Raw genomic sequence first — 16,965 nt, forward strand, 5'->3', positions numbered from 1 at the left:
CCGCCACAAGTCCGAAGAACGGACCGCCCAACGCGACAATCGCTTCCTGCCACGCGTCTTTCGGCGGCACTTTCATGGTAATCAACGCGCCCACGAACGGAATAAAAACCGGCGCCGAGACCGGCATGCCGACCGCTTTCGCCGTGATGTAATGACCGAACTCATGAATCGCGATCATCAGCACGATGCCCGCCGCGTATCGCCAACCGTAAAACATCGCGTACGACCAGATCATCACGAACATGGAGATAGCCGTGCCTAAAAATTTCGTATATTTAAGCGCGAATAGGAGGCTCTTGCCTTTGCTCAATAAGAACAGCAGCATCGCCCCTAAGCCCAGACCGGCCGATTTCTGAAACCCCTTGCCGGAATGTTGGCGCGGCGGCTCCTGCGCCGGCCGCTCCGAGGACCATTCGCGATCTTCGATCACTCGATATTCACCGTCCGTCACCGGACCTTCGTCACGATCACGGCGCGGTTCGTTATAACCTGCCATAAACGGGAAATCACCCTCTGATTTCTAAAAAGTAGTAGACGCCGACGCCGACCAAAATAAGAACTAAAATAATCAACGGCACAATCGAGCGCGAGCCTTCTTCGTCATCGCCGAATTCAGACTCTTCCCGCGCTTTGGCTTCCTCTTCAGCACGCAGCTCCGCTTCCTCTTGGGCGACGCGAGCCGCTTCCCGATCGGCGCGAATTTGTTCCGCCCGCCGCGCCATTTCCTCCGCCGACGCGGCCTGATCGGCCGCTGCCAGCGCTTGCACCGGCGGTAATTCCGGCAATTCTTCCGGTACGTATTCTTCGCCGAGTTCCGCTTTCGCGGCCGCCTCCTCCGCCTGACGCTCCATCATTTCACGCCGTTGCGCGGTAATATCCTGCATATTGCGGTGTAAACTTTCCACCTTGCGACGCATGACTTCTTTGCGGATCGCCTGCAGGAAAATTTGCAACGATTCCATCGCCGTCTGCAACGTGTGGTTGCCGCTCGCCCGGTATTCGAGATACTTGCGGTACGCCCAAAGCACCGCCTGATGATGCCGTAAAACATCCGCCGGCGCTTCGGAGTGCGTGTGCAGGTTGACCGCGACCTCTTTTTCTTTATTAAACATGCCGTTCAGGTGGAACGCCGCGCTGTTGATCTGTTGATACAGGTCGTTCACCCGACGCGCGAGACTTTTCAATTCTTCTTCATATAAAAGGCGCTGATTTTGCGTAAGTCCGCCCGCCGCGAGGCCGTCGATGACTTCCGTCAAACCGTCGATGCCGCCCAAAAGTTGATGCGTATTCGTCAGCAGTTCGCGGAAATCGCTGAGCGCCGTCTGCGTATGCGCGCGCCGCGCCGTCATATAATGGTACGCCAAATTAACTTCGCGCACCCCGTCCTCCGCTTTCGCATAGTAGTGAGGCGTCACCGCAAACGTGCGCCGCGTGAGCTGACCGTGACGATGCGTGCGCGTTTGCGCCGCGCGAATGATCACCGGCGTTGCCACAACCGGTTGCGCCGCCAGTGCCTGCGCGCGCGCGGCGAGCCATTCATCGCACACCTCTTGCAACTGATTTTGCATTGTCAGCAGTTCTTCACCGCTGGCCGCCGTCTGTACGCGAAATCGCTCCGTAAATGTCGCCTGCTGATGAGGCGCGGTGGGGAACAGCGACATAATGTTGGCGTTGTCCTTGCGACTTTTGTCGATGATTTGCGCCCAATCTTTTTCCTGCTTGTTTTGATCCTGCTCGTTTGCCATACCGTCACCTCTTACCAATGATAGGGTTCCCGATGATTAATTTTAGCGGCGCGGTAGAGTTGTTCCAATACCAGGTACCGCGTCATCTGATGCGTAAATGTTAAAGGCGAAAGCGCCCAACGGAACTGCGCCCGCTTGCGCAAGTTCGCGCCGAGCCCGTACGCGCCGCCGATCGCCAGCGTAATTTCGCCGATACCATCGACCGCGAGATCCGCGAGCTTCGCCGCGAAATCCGTCGACGACAGTTCCTTACCGTGCAAATCAAGCACGATCAAATAATCCTGCGGACGAATCTGCTGCAGCAGCGCATTTCCTTCCTCTTCCAACTGCGCTTCGCGTTCTTTTTCGCTCGGTCGCGTCGTCGTCTTGGCTTCCGGTACTTCGATACATGTCAGTTCGCCGTACGGACGCAGCCGTTTGACGTATTCCGCGCAAGCCTCTTTGAGAAAATTTTGTTTTAACTTACCGACACAAAGCAGACGGTAACGCATCAGCGCGCCTCCAACAACGTCACTTCGGTCGTTCGATCCGCGCCTTCATGCCGATACCCGAGCGTAATTTTCTGCCCCGGCGCCAGCGCGTCAATCTGCTGGCGCAACTCTTGGAGACTCGTGATCGCGTTTCCGTTCACCGCCGTCAGAAAATCGCCGGACGCTATATCGGTCGCGCCGAGCGGTCCGCGCGGATCTTTTTTCACAACGAGAATACCGGTTTCGCCCGCCGGCCATTCGTAACCGTAACGAGCCGCAATGGCTTGATCGACCGCCCATACGCCTAAGTACGCGCGGCGGATTTCACCATGCGCAATCAGTTCTTTTAAAATCGGTCGCGCCGCGTTGATCGGAATGGCAAAGCCCAAGCCTTCCACGCCGTTATTCGCGATTTTGGCGCTGTTGATGCCGACTACCTTGCCCTCGGCGTTGACTAATGCCCCGCCGCTGTTGCCCTGGTTGATCGCCGCGTCGGTCTGGATCAACGAATAATGCTGTTCCAGCGGATTGATCGTGCGGTTTAATGCGGAAATAACGCCGACCGTCACCGTGCCGCGCAATTCCAAGCCCAACGGATTACCGATCGCGATCGCCGGTTCGCCGACGACAAGCGAACTCGAGTCGCCGAGTTCTGCCACCGGCAGCCCTTCCCGTTCGACTTTAATGACGGCGAGATCGGTGGCTTCATCGCGGCCGATCACTTTGCCGGCGATTGTTTCATTCGTCGCCAACATGACATTGACATCATCACTTGTGCCGACCACGTGGTAGTTGGTGACGATGTAACCTTTTTTATCGAAAATGACGCCGCTGCCGACGCTTTCCCCGACAAGCACGCGCTGATTAAACATATCGCGGTCATACACTTTCGTGCTGATGCCTACCACCGCAGGTCCTACCTGTTTGACCGCCTGGACGATCGCGGTATTGCGAACATTGGATAAAATCCGCTCTTCTTTCGGCGTATTCAATGCTTCCAAGTCGTTGCCACCGCCTTGCGGCGCCCACCAGTGGCGCCCCAAAAAGACGCCCAGCAGCACGCCGATAATGATCAGCAGAACCGCGATAATAATGATGTATTTACGATTGTTTCGCATGCTTTCTCCTCGTTCGTAACAGTTTTCGACGCGCAGCGCACATTTCCCAAAACGGCGCCGTGCTGCCAGTGAATGCCCGCCTTCTCCTCTTTAATGCCGGTGGCGTCGAGCATCGTTTCCATGGCCGCGGCAACCGCCGCGCAAGTATTATTCGTTTCACTGCGGTGCGCTAAAATGACATCCAGCCGACGCCCCCGGTACAGCCGCGCCAGCAACCGGCCGGCTTCGCCGTTCGCCAAGTGCCCGCGCGCGCCCAAAATGCGCGCTTTCAAAAACGCGCTGTACGGTCCTTCGCGCAACATGACGGGATCGTGGTTGGCTTCGAGCACCAGCAGCGTGGCTTCCCGCAATGCCGCTTCCACATCGGATGACACAAAGCCCAAGTCGGTACATACCGCGGCTTTCACGCGCGTCGCGGCGAAGGTGAATCCGCTCGGATCCGCCGCGTCATGACTGATCGCGAACCGTTCCACATCCAAATCGCCGAGAGTAAACGGCCGCGTTACTTCCACAAAGCGGCGCGCGTACGTCACCGCGGTCTCGCCGAGCGCCTGAAACGTCGCGCGTGTCGTATACACCGGCAACGGATAGCGTTTCAAAAAGGCGGCCAAGCCTTTCACATGATCGCTATGCTCATGCGTCAGCAAAACGCCGGCCAGTTGCGCCGGATCGACATGCAGTTCCGCCAGCGCCTGCGTGATGCGGCGCGCGCTGATCCCGCAATCGACCAGCACCTGCGTCCGCGGCGTGCGCACTAACGTGGCATTGCCCTTGCTCGAAGAGGCCAGCGTGACCATTTCGAGTTCCGGCCGTTCCATCGCCGCCATGGTTTCGCTCGGCGCGATGCTCGGCGTGTCCTGCGCAGCGCTCTTGATCGTATTCTGTTCAGTATATTGACCGCGCCCGTTCGCAATCTCGCGCGCTAAATCTTCCAGTGTGTTGAACTGCGTTTTCGGCAATGTTTTCCCCCGTTCTTACATTAATTTTTATTATAGCATATGCGCGGCGGCGCGAACCTTTCGCCAACCAAAAACAGCGGACATTTTGTCCGCTGTCTGAGGGTCATTGCCTTATTTTTTCGAGGTGATAAAACGCGCGATGCGTTTCATGGCTTCGGCGAGATTTTCCATGCTCGACGCGTAGGAAATGCGCACGTGGCCTTTCCCTTGTTCGCCGAATGCCGAGCCCGGCACGACGGCGATACGTTCGGCGGCGAGTAAACCTTCGGCGAATTCATTATCCGTAAGTCCCGTGCTGCGAATATCCGGGAAGATGTAGAAGGCGCCTTGCGGCTTCACACAGGGCAAGCCCATTTTCGTCAGTTCGTCGTATACGAACAGGCGACGACGGTTGTATTCCGCTTTCATCGCGGCAACGTCCGCGTCACATTCGCGCAGAGCGGCGAGCGCTCCTTTTTGACTTGTCGTCGGCGCGCACATAATCGCGTACTGGTGGATCTTGAACATCGTTTCCGTGAGTTCGCGCGGCGCGCAGGCGTAACCGATACGCATGCCGGTCATCGCGTAGGCTTTGGAAAAGCCGTTGAAAACGACGGTGCGTTCCCGCATGCCCGGTAACGACGCGATGCAGGTGTGCGTGCCTTCATAGGTTAATTCCGCGTAGATTTCATCGGAAATAACGACGAGGTCGTGCCGTTTCGCCACTTCGGCGATCGCCAGAAGCGATTCGCGATCCATGACCGTGCCCGTCGGGTTGTTCGGGAAACCGATCAACAACACTTTTGTTTTCGCGGTAATATATTGTTCCAGCGCTTTGGCCGTCAGACGGAAACCGTCTTCCTGCCGCGTCGGCACGAGTACCGGCGTGCCGCCCGCCAACGTCACGCAAGCCGGATACGCCACATAGGCCGGATCGGGGATCAGCACTTCATCTCCCGGATTCAACAGCGCGCGCAAGGTCATATCGATCGCTTCCGAAACGCCGATCGTCACCGTGATCTCCGTCTTGGGGTCGTATTCGACGCCGTAGTGTTCGGCGAACAGTTTGGCGATTTCTTCACGCAAAGGCAAAATACCGGCATTGCCCGTATAGGACGTTTCCCCTTTTTCCAGACTTGCTATGCAGGCTTTAATGACTTTATCCGGCGCGTTGAAATCAGGTTCTCCCACGCCGAGTGAAATCACATTATCCATGGCGCTCGCCAAATCAAAAAATTTGCGAATGCCCGACGGCGGTATCGAAACGACCCGCGGCACCATTTTTGTTTTCCAGTCCATGCGGTCCTCCTTCAAATATATAATCTCACTTCATCATAGCAAAGACGCGCACATGTTTCAATGTAATAAAAAGCCGCACCTCAGGGCGCGACTTTTTATTTTTTGCGGTCCTCTTATTACAGTTTTTTCAATGCTTCCAGCGCGCTCGCGAAGTCGACCTGATCGCTGGCTTCCGGCACGTATTCGATATAGCGTACGACATTGTCGCGATCGACGATTACCACGCCGCGCGAGAGCAGCCGCAGATCCGGAACGAGGTAACCGTATTTTTCACCGAATTCCGCCGTCTTGTGGTCGGAAAGCGTAACCACGCGATCCAATCCTTCCGCCGCGCAGAAACGTTCCTGCGCAAACGGCAAGTCCGTGCTCAACGCAATGACAACGACGTCATCAGCAAAATCGACCGCGTCTTTGTTGAATTGGCGAACCTGGCTCTGGCAAACCGGCGTATCCATCGACGGCACCGGCAAAAGAACTTTAATTTGGCCGTCCCAGTCCGACAATTTCTTGGCCGTTAAATCCCGTGCGACCAGTGTCGCGTCCGGCGCGGTATCGCCGACTTTAATTTCCTTACCGGCGAGAGCCAATACCTGGCCATCCCATTTGGTAGTGCGTTTTTCCATAATATTTTCCTCCTCAGATAACATGTAAATGAATCGGTACACTTATATTATATCACGCGTGCCCCTTCATCCGTGATAAGATAGTGGCAATAAAGGAGGTCTTTATGACGCATTTATCTCTTCCCCGCTGGCAGGCCGTGTACGCCGTCACCGCGAACGATCGCGCCGCCGCGGAGCAGCTCGCTCAGAATCTCGCCGTCGAACAGACGATTGAATATCCCTATGAATTGGTGGAAGGCACCTGGTACGCCGACGAAATGACCGGCCGTATCGAAGCCCTCGAACCGTTTAATGAAGCGGAATGGAAAGTCACCATCAGTTATCCCGCCGAAGCGGTGCAGGGTGAGATTTTACAGATTTTGAATATGGTATACGGAAATTCTTCATTGCAAACGAAAACACGCTTGCTGGATTTCACATTGAGTCCGGAACTCGCCGCCGAATATCCCGGTCCGCGGTACGGTCTTACCGGTTTACGCGACTATTGGCAGGTGCCCGCCGGACCGTTGGTGATGGCGGTGCTCAAACCCATCGGTCACAGCAGCCGCGAATTCGCCGCCATGGCGAGCGCCTTCGCCCGCGCGGGCGCGGCGGTGGTGAAAGACGACCACAGCCTGCATAATCAGAAATTTTCTCCTTTTCGGGAACGCGTGACGGCGTGCGTCGACGCGATCACGAACGCCAACGCGCAAGCCGGTCACCACACGGCGTACTTGCCGAATATCACAAGCGCCGGCGCGGAATTGATCGAGCGCGCGCTGTGCGCGCAGGAGCTCGGCGCGAACGGCATCATGGTAGCGCCGGCCTTGACCGGTTGGGGCAGCGTACACGAACTCGCGAATTATCCCGATTTCACTTTGCCCATTGTCTGCCACCCGTCCTGGAGCGGCCCGATGGTGCGCGGTCCGCGACCGGTGGTTTCCCCCTTTGTCTATAACGGTTTGTTTCCGCGCTTGGCCGGCGCCGACAGCGTCATCGTCGTGGGCGCCGGCGGTCGTTTCGGAGTGCACAATGACGCGTGTCTGGCGAGCCGTGACGGCGCGCTCTGCGCGTGGGGAAATTGCCGCCCGCTATTGCCCGCCATCGGCGGCGGCATGACGCTCGACGCGATCGCCGAATTGCCGCAAATCTACGGTGACGATATTATGTACCTCGTCGGCGGAGCGCTATTCCGTGAAAGTCCCGATATCGAACAGAACACGCGCCGCTTTTTGGCAGGAGTCGAAACGATCTATGCTCACGCCGGAAACGCTCGCTAAACTGACGCGGCTGCGCCGACTGTTAAAAGCCGACGAACGCGTCGTGCTCGCCTATTCGGGCGGCATCGATTCTTCGTTGCTCGCGTATCTCGGTCAGCAGATGCTCGGCGACCATTTGCTCGCCGTCACCTGCGTGAGTCCGCTGCTCCCGCCGGCGGAACGCATCGCGGCCCGCCGCTTTGCCGCCGGCCACGGCATCCGCCACATGGAATGGCCGACGCCGGATCTCGACTGTGAGGCCGTCGCGCACAACGCGCCGGATCGCTGCTATCATTGCAAGTATCGTCGCTTTGCCGCCTTGCTGGAATACGCGCGCACGCACGGTTACCGGGCGGTCTGGGAAGGCAGCAATATCGACGATCTCGGCCAATACCGGCCGGGCTTGCGGGCGCTGCGGGAACTGCCCGTGACTTCGCCTTACCTCGACGCGAACTTTATGAAAGCGGACATCCGCGACGTCGCCCGTCATCTCGGTCTGTCCATTTGGGATAAACCGGCCGCGCCCTGTCTCGCCACCCGCTTTCCGTACGAAACCGAACTCGACGCGCACATATTGAGCAAAGTCGCGGTGGCGGAAACTCTTTTGCGCGCCGTGTTGGGCGAACCGCTGCGGCTGCGCTATGACGGTCACGCCGCGACGATTGAAGCGGATGCCAAACGACTAGCGCGTATCTCCGCGAAGCGCAAACAAAAATTATTACAATGCGTTCGTCAATGCGGCATCGAGGCTGTGCAATTCGCCCCTGACGGTTACCGAAGCGGCCGCTACGATCATGAAGGCAATAAAAAAACACCTCGCTGAGGTGTTTTTTTATTGGATGGCTTGCTGAAAGCCGCGCCGAAATTCGGTCGCGCCGCCGTTTGCCGGATGGCGTAACGCGACGCTTGGAATGCCGTCCTGCGCGAGCATCTGTTGCGCTTTGCGCCCGATCGCGAAAATCAGCGGCGGCCGATACATGTCGATGATTCGTCGCGCGAACGTCAGTCCCGCGGCGAGTTCCGCTTCCTGCGGCGTGCGATTGGCGAGCGGATTCGTCGCCGGATGCGGATGAAACGGAAAAATATTCCAAAGTAAGAACGATTCCGGTCGCAGTCCCGCGTCCAATGCCGCCTGCCACACCATGGTATCCGTCGGTTCGTTATAGCCGAGTCGGGCGCGCGTGGTCGGCATTCCGTCCGTCACGCGCGACGTGCGTTCGACCGTCTCCGGCGCCAGAAAAATATCCTGCGGACCAACGCGTTTGTGATGTCCCAAAAGCATGCGTTCACAGGTCAGCGCGATCCCGGAAAAGCGGCAACCCTGATATCCCGCCGCTTCCGCCAGCAACAACACGCGCGGCGCGGGCCGCGCCGCCAGGTAGCGTCGCAGGTAATCGCGCCGCCGCGCCGCCGCGCCCGGCAAATCGAGTTCCGTCTCGTCCTGCTCGCGCCAGGGATTCGCGACATGGGGGCTCGTATACGCGCGCAAATCCTCCATCAGTGCTTCCACGTTGGGTTTCATTGTCCCTCCGCCGTTCGTAACGAAGCCGTATTCACGTAAATATCACCGGAATGAAAACGCTCTTTCAACTGCAAAAGAGGCGCGTACGGTTCATTGACGAAATTCTTGCGCTGCGAACGCGGCACCAACAGCGTCACTTGCTCATGGCCTTTCAGCGCCGCCACAAACTCTTCCTTCGTCACCTGCGGCATCGTGTATTTACCCGCCCACACCTCATTTTTTTCTTCGTTACGATCGGCAAAAATCGGCACGATCCCCGTATAAAACGGGAACGAGGTTGTGTACGAGCGATAGCAGTAGTGAACGCCCGGCTCCGCGGCCCATGCGGACGCGAGTTCTTCCGTGCTCCGATCACGCAGCACCGACGGCAATCCTTCCGCCGTCAGCAAAAGAGAAGCGATCACCAGCATCCAAGCGACCCGCGCGAAAAGACCTGCGCGAGAACCGCTGCGACGACTGCGCCACAACGTGTACGCGAAGAAAATCAAAAGCACGGCGGCCAAGCCGATCAACATGCGATTAAGGTAGGCCATCCCGCCGAGATACAAGGCCGTCATGAAAAAGGCGGGCACCGTGAGACACGCGTCATAGGTGTTGCGGCCGCTGTCGACCGCGTACAACCAGGCGCGTACGGCGAGCAGCACCAGCGGCAAAATCGCGATGTACGTATACGTGATGTACTTGGTCGCCATCGCCGTGTAAAAGAGCAATGTGACCACAGTCCAAACCACGCAGAAACGATACGCTGCCGACGTTTCCCAACGCGCGCGAACGATCTCCCGCAACGCCAACGGCGTCCACGGCAGCACCGAAAGCGGCAAAATCAGCAAGTAATAATACCAGTGATTATCCTCGGGATGTTCGGAAACCGTGGCCCGCGTAATATTGTGCAGACCCAGGAAACCCTGAATGAAATCTGCGCCGTGCGCCATGTACATCGTGACGTACCAAGGCGCCGCCACGAGAAAAAATGCGGCGATGCCCGCCGGATCAAACAAGCGTTTCCAACGGCGCACGCTCGGCGTCACAGCAAGCCAGATCAGTAAAATCAAACCCGGCAACACAAGTCCCACCGGCCCTTTGGTGAGCACGGCCAACCCCGCGCCCGCGTACGCGAGCATCATGCAACGCCGCGAATTTTCCGTCAAACCGCGATACGCGCCATACATCGTCACCGCCGTCCACAAAAGCAGCGCCGGATCCGTGACCACGCCACGGCTGAGCACCCAAAACGCAAACGTCGTCAGCAGAAACAAACCGCTGTACCAGTACGCGTCTTTGCGCCGCCAAAAACATTCGCCCAAAACGCCCGCCATCACGACCGTCGCCGCTCCCATGACCGCGCCGGGCAAACGCGACGCGAAATCGCCGAACCCGAACAGCGCGTAGGAAATTTCCAGCAGCCAATACGCGAAAATCGGTTTATCAAACCAGTAATGTCCGTAAATCTGCGGCGATATCCAGTTCCCCGCCAGCACCATTTCTTTCGCCGTCAAGGCGTAGTTGGACTCCACCGGATCCGTCACCGGCAAATTCCAATTAAACGCGCACAACGTGATCAGCGCCAGCAGAAACAGGCCGCCGTACTTACGCCATAATGATCCATTCATCAAAGTCTGCGCTCCGCTCAACGACCCAAATCCAACACGATATCCACCGGGCAGTGGTCGCTTCCCATGACTTCGGGATAAATCCGCGCTTCCTGAATCTTCGGCGCCAGACGATCCGACACCAGGAAATAATCAATTCTCCACCCGACATTGCGTTCGCGCGATTTCGCGAAATAACTCCACCACGTGTACGCGTCCACCGCGTCCGGATACAGGTAACGGAACGAATCGGTAAAGCCGGCATCCAGCAATTTCGTCATCATATCGCGTTCTTCGTCGGTGAAACCGGCGTTTCGACGATTCGTCTTCGGATTTTTCAAATCGATTTCTTTATGCGCCACATTCAAATCGCCGCACAACACGACCGGTTTCTCCTCATTCAGCGCCAGCAAGTACGCGCGAAACGCGTCTTCCCACGTCATGCGGTAGTCGAGCCGCGCGAGCTCCCGCTGACTGTTCGGCGTATAGCAGGTGACAAGGTAATGATCCGGGTATTCGAGCGTAATCACGCGCCCCTCCTGATCATGCTCTTCGATCGCGATCCCGTACGATACTTGTAGCGGTTCATGTTTCGTGAAAATGGCGGTGCCGCTGTAACCTTTTTTGACGGCGCTGTTCCAAAACTGATAGTAGCCCGGCAAATCCAATTCCATTTGGTGCGGCTGCATTTTCGTTTCCTGCAGACAAACCGCGTCCGCGGCGAATTCATCAAATCGTTCCATAAAACCTTTACGCACAGCCGCGCGTAAACCGTTTACATTCCAAGATACGTAATGCATGAAATCCTCCTTTACTGTCCGTTCTATTGTATGAAACTCACCGAACGTTTGTCAAAACACAAACTTTTTATTTTACATATCATCGCTCGGATACTCCTCGCACTGTGCTATAATAAACAAAAATTTATGAGGAGGACTGCGATGAAACGGGTAGTGATAACGGTGCTCGGCGCGGATCGCGTCGGCATCATCGCGGCGGTCACCAAAGTGCTCGCCGAACAAAAAATCAATGTGTTGTCGATCAATCAAACCATTTTAGACGGTTTCTTCAACATGGTGTTGATGGGCGACATGACGGATGCGGAACTGGATATGCAAACCTTGCAAAAACAGTTCGCGGATCTAGGTGAAAGCATGGGGCTGGATATTCGCGCGCAACTCGCCGATGTGTTTTATAAAATGCACCGCGTGTAGGAGGTTCTATGCTGGATATTGAAGATATTTTAGCCACTCACCGCATGTTTGAGGAGAATCGTCTGGACGTGCGCACCGTTACGCTCGGCGTTTCTCTGCTCGGCTGCATCGACCGTAACGGCGAAACAATGTGTCAAAAAATCTACGATCACATTTGTCGCGTCGCGGAAAATCTCGTGCCGACCGCGGAGGCCATTTCCCGTGAGTACGGCGTGCCGATCATTAACAAGCGCGTCGCCGTCACACCGATTTCACTCATCGCGGAAGCCAGCGACCTGACCGACTATGCGCCGGTCGCGCAGGCCTTGGACCGCGCCGCGAAAACATGCGGCATTGATTTTCTCGGCGGTTTTTCCGCGCTGGTGCAAAACGGCATCACGCGCGGCGATCAGATTTTACTCGATTCCATTCCGGAAGCGCTGGCGACCACCGATCGCGTCTGCTCCTCCATCGGCATCGGCTCGACGAAATCGGGCATTAATATGGATGCCGTTCGACAAATCGGCGAAATCATCAAAAAAACGGCCGCTTTAACCGCCGACAATGACGCTTTGGGCTGCGCCAAACTCGTCGCGTTCTGCAATCCGGTCGAAGACAATCCGTTCATGGCGGGCGCGTTCCACGGCGTAACGCAAGGCGATCTCGCCGTTCACGTCGGCGTCTCCGGTCCGGGCGTTGTCAAACGGGCGCTCGAAGAAGTGCGCGGCGAATCGTTTGATGTCGTTGCGGAAACGATCAAAGAGACGGCGTTCATGGTCACGCGCGTCGGTCAACTCGTCGCGCAGGTGGCGGCGGAGCGTCTGCACGCGCCGTTCGGCATCATCGACCTGTCGCTCGCGCCGACCAGTGAAATCGGTGACAGCGTCGCCAAAATCTTGGAAGAAATGGGTCTCGAAAGCTGCGGCGCTCCGGGTACGACGGCCGCGCTCGCGCTCTTAAACGACGCCGTGAAAAAAGGCGGCATGATGGCCGCCAGTCGTGTCGGCGGCCTCTCCGGCGCGTTCATTCCCGTCAGCGAAGACCTCGGCATGATCGAAGCGGTCGAACGCGGCTCATTGACGCTGGAAAAATTGGAAGCGATGACCTGCGTTTGCTCGGTCGGTCTCGATATGATCGCCGTCCCCGGCGACACCTCGGCCGCGACGCTCGCCGCGATTTTGGCGGATGAAGCGGCGATCGGCATGATCAATAACAAAACGACCGCGACTCGTTTGATCCCGGTGCCCGGTAAAAAAGTCGGCGACCTGGTCGAATTCGGCGGTCTGTTGGGATACGCGCCCGTCATAGCGGTGAATCGTTTCGACGCGTCGGAATTCATCGCCCGCGGCGGTCGTATTCCCGCGCCGGTGCGCAGTCTCACAAATTAAATCAACGCAACAAAAAAAAGAAGCCCGCGGGCTTCTTTTTTATTATGAAAATTATTCTTCGCTGCCGATTTCGCGTTGAATGGTCGCGCAGATATCCGTCACGATACGTTCGAGTTGGTCATGATCCGGTCCTTCCGCCATCACGCGCAACAACGGTTCGGTACCGGACGCGCGGACCAAAACGCGGCCGTTTTCGCCGAGTTCGTCTTCCGCCTCGCCGATCGCCGCCATGATGAACGGATTATCTTGCCACGACTCTTTATCATACACGCGCACATTGCGCAAAATCTGCGGATACGTGGTCATCAGTTGCGCCAATTCCGAAAGTTTGCGGCCGCTCTGCTTCATGATCGCCAACGTCTGCACCGCCGTCAGTACGCCGTCACCGGTCGTATTGTAGTCGAGGAAAATGACATGGCCCGACTGTTCGCCGCCGAGCACATAATCATGAGCGCGCATTTCTTCCAGCACGTACCGGTCTCCGACCGATGTGAAAACGGCCTGTAAACCCATTTTTTCGAGTGCTTTTTTGAAACCGATATTACTCATGACCGTCGCGACGACCGTGTCATTTTTCAGCTTATTTTGCGTTTTTAACTGCTGCGCCGCCAAAAGCAAAATATGGTCGCCGTCCAACACCGCGCCGGTTTCATCGATCAAAAGGCAACGATCCGAATCGCCGTCATTGGCGACTCCCGCGTCCGCTCCTTCGGCGAGTACCCGTTCGCGCAAAAGTTCCGGATGCGTCGAGCCGACGCCCGCGTTGATATTGACGCCGTTCGGTTCGGACGCGATCGCGATGACTTCCGCGCCGAGTTTACGCAAGACGGCGGGCGTCACCGCGGAGGCCGCGCCGTGCGCCGCGTCCGCGACGATTTTCAAACCGTCCAAACGGCAAGGCGCCGAGGCCGCGATGTAATCCGCATAACGCTGCGCCGCTTCCGGAATCAGTTGAATACGACCGACCGCGTCCGCCGTCGGTCGCGCGCTGTCACCGAGCGCATCCTCGCGCAACATGGCTTCAATTTCGTCTTCCGCCGCGTCCGTCAATTTAAATCCGTCACAGTCAAAAAATTTGATGCCGTTATCGGGATACGGATTGTGCGAGGCGGAAATCACTACGCCCGCCTTGTAATCGCCGGTGCGCGTCAGGTACGCGACCCCCGGCGTCGGAATGACGCCGACGATATCAACATCGCCGCCCGCCGAGCAAACGCCCGCCGCCAATGCCGCGGCAAGCATCGTGCCCGAGATGCGGGTGTCGAAACCGATCAGAAAACGCGGGCGCGCGCAAGCGTCATCTCCCCGGACAAAAAACACGGCCGCCGCGCGTCCCAAATGAAACGCGAGTTCCGGTGTCAATGTCTCATTGACGACGCCGCGCACACCGTCCGTACCAAATAATCTTGCCATAAATTCCTCCTACTGTTTCCCCATTTATTCTTCTTTTAAAATCACTCGTACCATGGCCGTTTCCGGTGTCGCCGTACCGTTGCTCGGCACGGGAATCTCCACCTGTCGGATGACCTCGCCTGCCTCGCCGCTCACCGAAACCGCCGGCAACTGCCAGGCGGAAAGAGCGTCCAGCTGCGATTTTTCCCCGGTGAGCGTCGTTTCCCGCGGCACGATTTCAATCGCGTCTACCCGCCAGCCGCTCGCCGGCGCGCCGCTGGTTTGCACCGCCAAAGGTAATGTTTTTTCGACCCGCAACGGGGTAAGTTTCATTTTGACGAGCACATTTTCCGGCGCCAAGGTGACCCCGTTCACTTTATTGCCCTGCGCGTCATATAAGGCGACCGCCGCCATGATATCGAAATCGGCTTTGCGTCCCGCGGTATGAATCACCGTCTGCGCGGTTTTCACTTGGGACACAAGACTTGACGGACCGGTAATCGTCACCACGTTCGGGGTGATCGCCGTCACCGCGCCGCCATGATCATCGGCCGGATCGTCGGTCACTTTGGCCGTCACCTGAATGATCTTCGAGGCCATTTCGTCCACATTGACCGTGAAATTCAACGGCTTTTGCTCCATGACTTCCGCGCCCGGCGGCAGTATCAATTGTAACATCATATTTTCATTTTTGCCGATATTCGCATCGGTCATATCAAGCACGGCCTTCATATCGGATTCACGCAACTGCAGCATCGTGTTTCTTTGCATGCGCAATTTGACATGTACGCTCTGCGGCGCATCCAACGCCACCAATGAAGTATTCAAATGCGTCACTTCGACCGGCAGCTCGTAGTTGCTTTCCACCAGCGGATTTTGCTCGTTCATGATAAACACCCAGAGAAACACCGCCACGAAAAAGCAGATGAGTTTTGCCGTCCAGTTACCACCCAGCCATTTTCTCATGATTTCCTCCAGTTAAAGAATTCGCCGAAACGCAAGCGGCTGTCGTTTCCTTTGAGGAGGTAGTTGCGCAACATATGGCGCAGATTGTCGCCGTCCAAATGGCGGTAAATATGACCACCGTACGCGTAGGAAATCGCTCCCGTTTCTTCACTGACGATCACGACCAGCGCGTCACCCTGCTCCGTCAGGCCGATGCCGGCGCGGTGCCGCGTCCCGAGCGCGCTCGATAAATTCTGATCCTGCGTCAGCGGCAGCAGGCAACCCGCCGCGACCACGCGATTTTCACGAATTAAAACGGCGCCGTCATGCAAAGGCGTATTGGGAATAAAAATATTGCCCAACAACTCCTCGCTCACGACCGCGTCCAAATAAATGCCCGTGTCGCCGTATTCCGCCAGACGTACCGCCCGTTCAAAAGCGATCAGCGCGCCGATCTTCTGTTCACTCATTCGTTCGCAGGCGAGCACCACTTCATCAATTACGCGCATCCGTTCTTCATCATCGACGATGGACGAGCGGCTGATGAAGCGACCGCGGCCGAGCCGTTCGAGCGCTTTGCGCAATTCCGGCTGGAACACGATCGGCAACGCGACGATGAGTACCGTCATCGACTTTTCCAACAACCAATTCACGACGTGCAGATCCATCCAGTTGCTGACGATCGTCAACGCGCCGAGCACCACCAACCCTTTTAAGAGGGAGACGGCGCGGGTATCGCGGATCAAATAGTACAACTGGTATAGGATCACCGCTACCACGAGGATATCGACGATATCGAGGATTCGCATCGTAGAAAGCAGCGCTTGTAACTGTAGTAACATGGTTCACTCCGTTCTTATACTTTCTCTCTATTATACCACGCGACCGAGCCGGTTCCGCTTACGGGCGCGCCGCCAGCCACGCGTCGAGTTTCGCCCGTACACGCGCATTTCCGGCGATCAACGCGTCCTTTTCGCGGCGGGATAATTGCTTGATATACCATTCCGTGCGCCGCGCGGTGCGTTCGTCCGTCACATCGCTTTGCCACACCAAAACGACCGGTCGGCGGGCGCGGGTATACTTCGCGCCGTCGCCTGCGTTATGCACGGCAAGACGCTTGGTGACGTCGCGCGCGATGCCCGTATACAATGTGCCGTCGGCGCAGCGAACGATGTAGGTCTGATATTCCGTCACGTTGTCACTCCTTTTCGTACTGTATCATATCAAATGCCTATTTAAATGTATAGAAAAAAGGACATGCCCGTAAGCATGTCCTTTTGTGTGGCCGTTACGCGAGTTCGGTCACCGTGCGTTCGATCATTTGCGCTTTCACAAATTCCGAATACTTTCCGTTCACGTCGGCGAATACGCCGTCGGCCGCGATTTTTTGCGCGACCGCCTGTACCGCAGCGAGCGTCAAGCCGTCTTTCGGCTCACGCAGACTGAGCGTTCCGGTCGTACTTCCCGCCGTGAATACCATTTGCAATGTCTTCATGAATGTCCTC

At 56.9% G+C, this 16,965-nt stretch carries 19 protein-coding genes; 4 read left to right on the top strand and 15 right to left on the bottom strand.

Annotated elements, in window-relative coordinates:
• The 7 genes from RDN69_RS00905 to tpx all read right to left on the bottom strand — a co-directional run.
• The coding region (locus RDN69_RS00905; protein ID WP_288218117.1) for a site-2 protease family protein at positions 1-496 on the bottom strand (496 nt) is incomplete at its 3' end.
• A 10-nt stretch (positions 497-506) separates the two neighbouring features.
• The gene (locus RDN69_RS00910) at positions 507-1,745 is read right to left on the bottom strand and encodes a hypothetical protein (RefSeq protein ID WP_288218118.1); all 1,239 of its coding nucleotides are present in this window, start codon (positions 1,743-1,745) and stop codon (positions 507-509) included.
• An 11-nt stretch (positions 1,746-1,756) separates the two neighbouring features.
• Positions 1,757-2,236: a 23S rRNA (pseudouridine(1915)-N(3))-methyltransferase RlmH gene (locus tag RDN69_RS00915; protein ID WP_288218119.1), complete on the bottom strand. Its 480-nt coding sequence runs from the start codon at positions 2,234-2,236 to the stop codon at positions 1,757-1,759.
• Positions 2,236-3,333, bottom strand: a complete 1,098-nt coding sequence (locus RDN69_RS00920) for a S1C family serine protease (RefSeq protein ID WP_288218120.1) — start codon at positions 3,331-3,333, stop codon at positions 2,236-2,238. The genes RDN69_RS00915 and RDN69_RS00920 overlap by 1 nt, the downstream gene beginning before the upstream one ends.
• The gene (locus RDN69_RS00925; RefSeq protein ID WP_288218121.1) at positions 3,288-4,292 is read right to left on the bottom strand and encodes an MBL fold metallo-hydrolase; all 1,005 of its coding nucleotides are present in this window, start codon (positions 4,290-4,292) and stop codon (positions 3,288-3,290) included. The genes RDN69_RS00920 and RDN69_RS00925 overlap by 46 nt, the downstream gene beginning before the upstream one ends.
• 111 nt (positions 4,293-4,403) lie before the next feature.
• Positions 4,404-5,570, bottom strand: coding sequence for a pyridoxal phosphate-dependent aminotransferase (locus tag RDN69_RS00930; RefSeq protein ID WP_288218122.1), 1,167 nt, complete (start codon positions 5,568-5,570; stop codon positions 4,404-4,406).
• A gap of 116 nt (positions 5,571-5,686) precedes the next feature.
• On the bottom strand, positions 5,687-6,193 hold the full coding sequence (gene tpx, locus RDN69_RS00935; protein WP_288218123.1) for a thiol peroxidase: 507 nt from the start codon (positions 6,191-6,193) through the stop codon (positions 5,687-5,689).
• Positions 6,194-6,297: 104 nt separating this feature from the next.
• Here tpx and RDN69_RS00940 point away from each other — a divergent pair, with 104 nt between their 5' ends.
• Entirely contained in the window at positions 6,298-7,452 is a 1,155-nt protein-coding gene (locus RDN69_RS00940) for a RuBisCO large subunit C-terminal-like domain-containing protein (protein ID WP_288218124.1), read from the top strand.
• A complete protein-coding gene (larE, locus tag RDN69_RS00945) occupies positions 7,427-8,254 on the top strand; it encodes an ATP-dependent sacrificial sulfur transferase LarE (protein ID WP_288218125.1) in 828 nt (275 codons plus the stop codon). Before RDN69_RS00940 ends, larE begins: the two co-directional genes overlap by 26 nt.
• Before the next feature lie 9 nt (positions 8,255-8,263).
• On the opposite strand, the gene RDN69_RS00950 is transcribed toward larE, so the two are convergent.
• The 3 genes from RDN69_RS00950 to RDN69_RS00960 are packed head-to-tail and all read right to left on the bottom strand — an operon-like array spanning position 8,264 to position 11,342.
• The gene (locus RDN69_RS00950; protein WP_288218126.1) at positions 8,264-8,953 is read right to left on the bottom strand and encodes a uracil-DNA glycosylase; all 690 of its coding nucleotides are present in this window, start codon (positions 8,951-8,953) and stop codon (positions 8,264-8,266) included.
• Complete coding sequence (locus tag RDN69_RS00955) at positions 8,950-10,563, bottom strand: glycosyltransferase family 39 protein (RefSeq protein ID WP_288218139.1); 1,614 nt, start codon at positions 10,561-10,563, stop codon at positions 8,950-8,952. Before RDN69_RS00955 ends, RDN69_RS00950 begins: the two co-directional genes overlap by 4 nt.
• Positions 10,564-10,580: 17 nt before the next feature.
• On the bottom strand, positions 10,581-11,342 hold the full coding sequence (locus tag RDN69_RS00960; protein WP_034437341.1) for an exodeoxyribonuclease III: 762 nt from the start codon (positions 11,340-11,342) through the stop codon (positions 10,581-10,583).
• 141 nt (positions 11,343-11,483) lie between these two features.
• On the opposite strand from RDN69_RS00960, the gene RDN69_RS00965 reads away from it, so the two are divergent.
• Entirely contained in the window at positions 11,484-11,756 is a 273-nt protein-coding gene (locus RDN69_RS00965; RefSeq protein WP_034437342.1) for an ACT domain-containing protein, read from the top strand.
• Between the two features lie 8 nt (positions 11,757-11,764).
• Positions 11,765-13,123, top strand: coding sequence for a PFL family protein (locus RDN69_RS00970; protein WP_288218127.1), 1,359 nt, complete (start codon positions 11,765-11,767; stop codon positions 13,121-13,123).
• A gap of 51 nt (positions 13,124-13,174) precedes the next feature.
• Here the strand turns inward: RDN69_RS00970 and glmM are convergent, their stop codons facing one another.
• The 5 genes from glmM to RDN69_RS00995 all read right to left on the bottom strand — a co-directional run bounded on the left by glmM (position 13,175) and on the right by RDN69_RS00995 (position 16,955).
• Positions 13,175-14,536: a phosphoglucosamine mutase gene (gene glmM / locus RDN69_RS00975; RefSeq protein WP_288218128.1), complete on the bottom strand. Its 1,362-nt coding sequence runs from the start codon at positions 14,534-14,536 to the stop codon at positions 13,175-13,177.
• Between the two features lie 24 nt (positions 14,537-14,560).
• A complete protein-coding gene (locus RDN69_RS00980) occupies positions 14,561-15,481 on the bottom strand; it encodes a YbbR-like domain-containing protein (protein WP_288218129.1) in 921 nt (306 codons plus the stop codon).
• Positions 15,478-16,302: a diadenylate cyclase CdaA gene (gene cdaA / locus RDN69_RS00985; protein WP_024048503.1), complete on the bottom strand. Its 825-nt coding sequence runs from the start codon at positions 16,300-16,302 to the stop codon at positions 15,478-15,480. The genes RDN69_RS00980 and cdaA overlap by 4 nt, the downstream gene beginning before the upstream one ends.
• Positions 16,303-16,360: 58 nt before the next feature.
• Positions 16,361-16,654 carry a GIY-YIG nuclease family protein gene (locus RDN69_RS00990; RefSeq protein ID WP_288218130.1) on the bottom strand — a complete coding sequence of 98 codons (294 nt, stop codon included), beginning with the start codon at positions 16,652-16,654 and terminating at the stop codon, positions 16,361-16,363.
• Positions 16,655-16,748: 94 nt separating this feature from the next.
• The gene (locus RDN69_RS00995; protein ID WP_288218131.1) at positions 16,749-16,955 is read right to left on the bottom strand and encodes a DUF2922 domain-containing protein; all 207 of its coding nucleotides are present in this window, start codon (positions 16,953-16,955) and stop codon (positions 16,749-16,751) included.
• Positions 16,956-16,965: the final 10 nt, after the last annotated feature.

The organism is uncultured Negativicoccus sp. (assembly GCF_902480485.1).
In the GTDB taxonomy this organism is placed as follows: Bacteria; Bacillota; Negativicutes; order Veillonellales; family Negativicoccaceae; genus Negativicoccus; species Negativicoccus succinicivorans.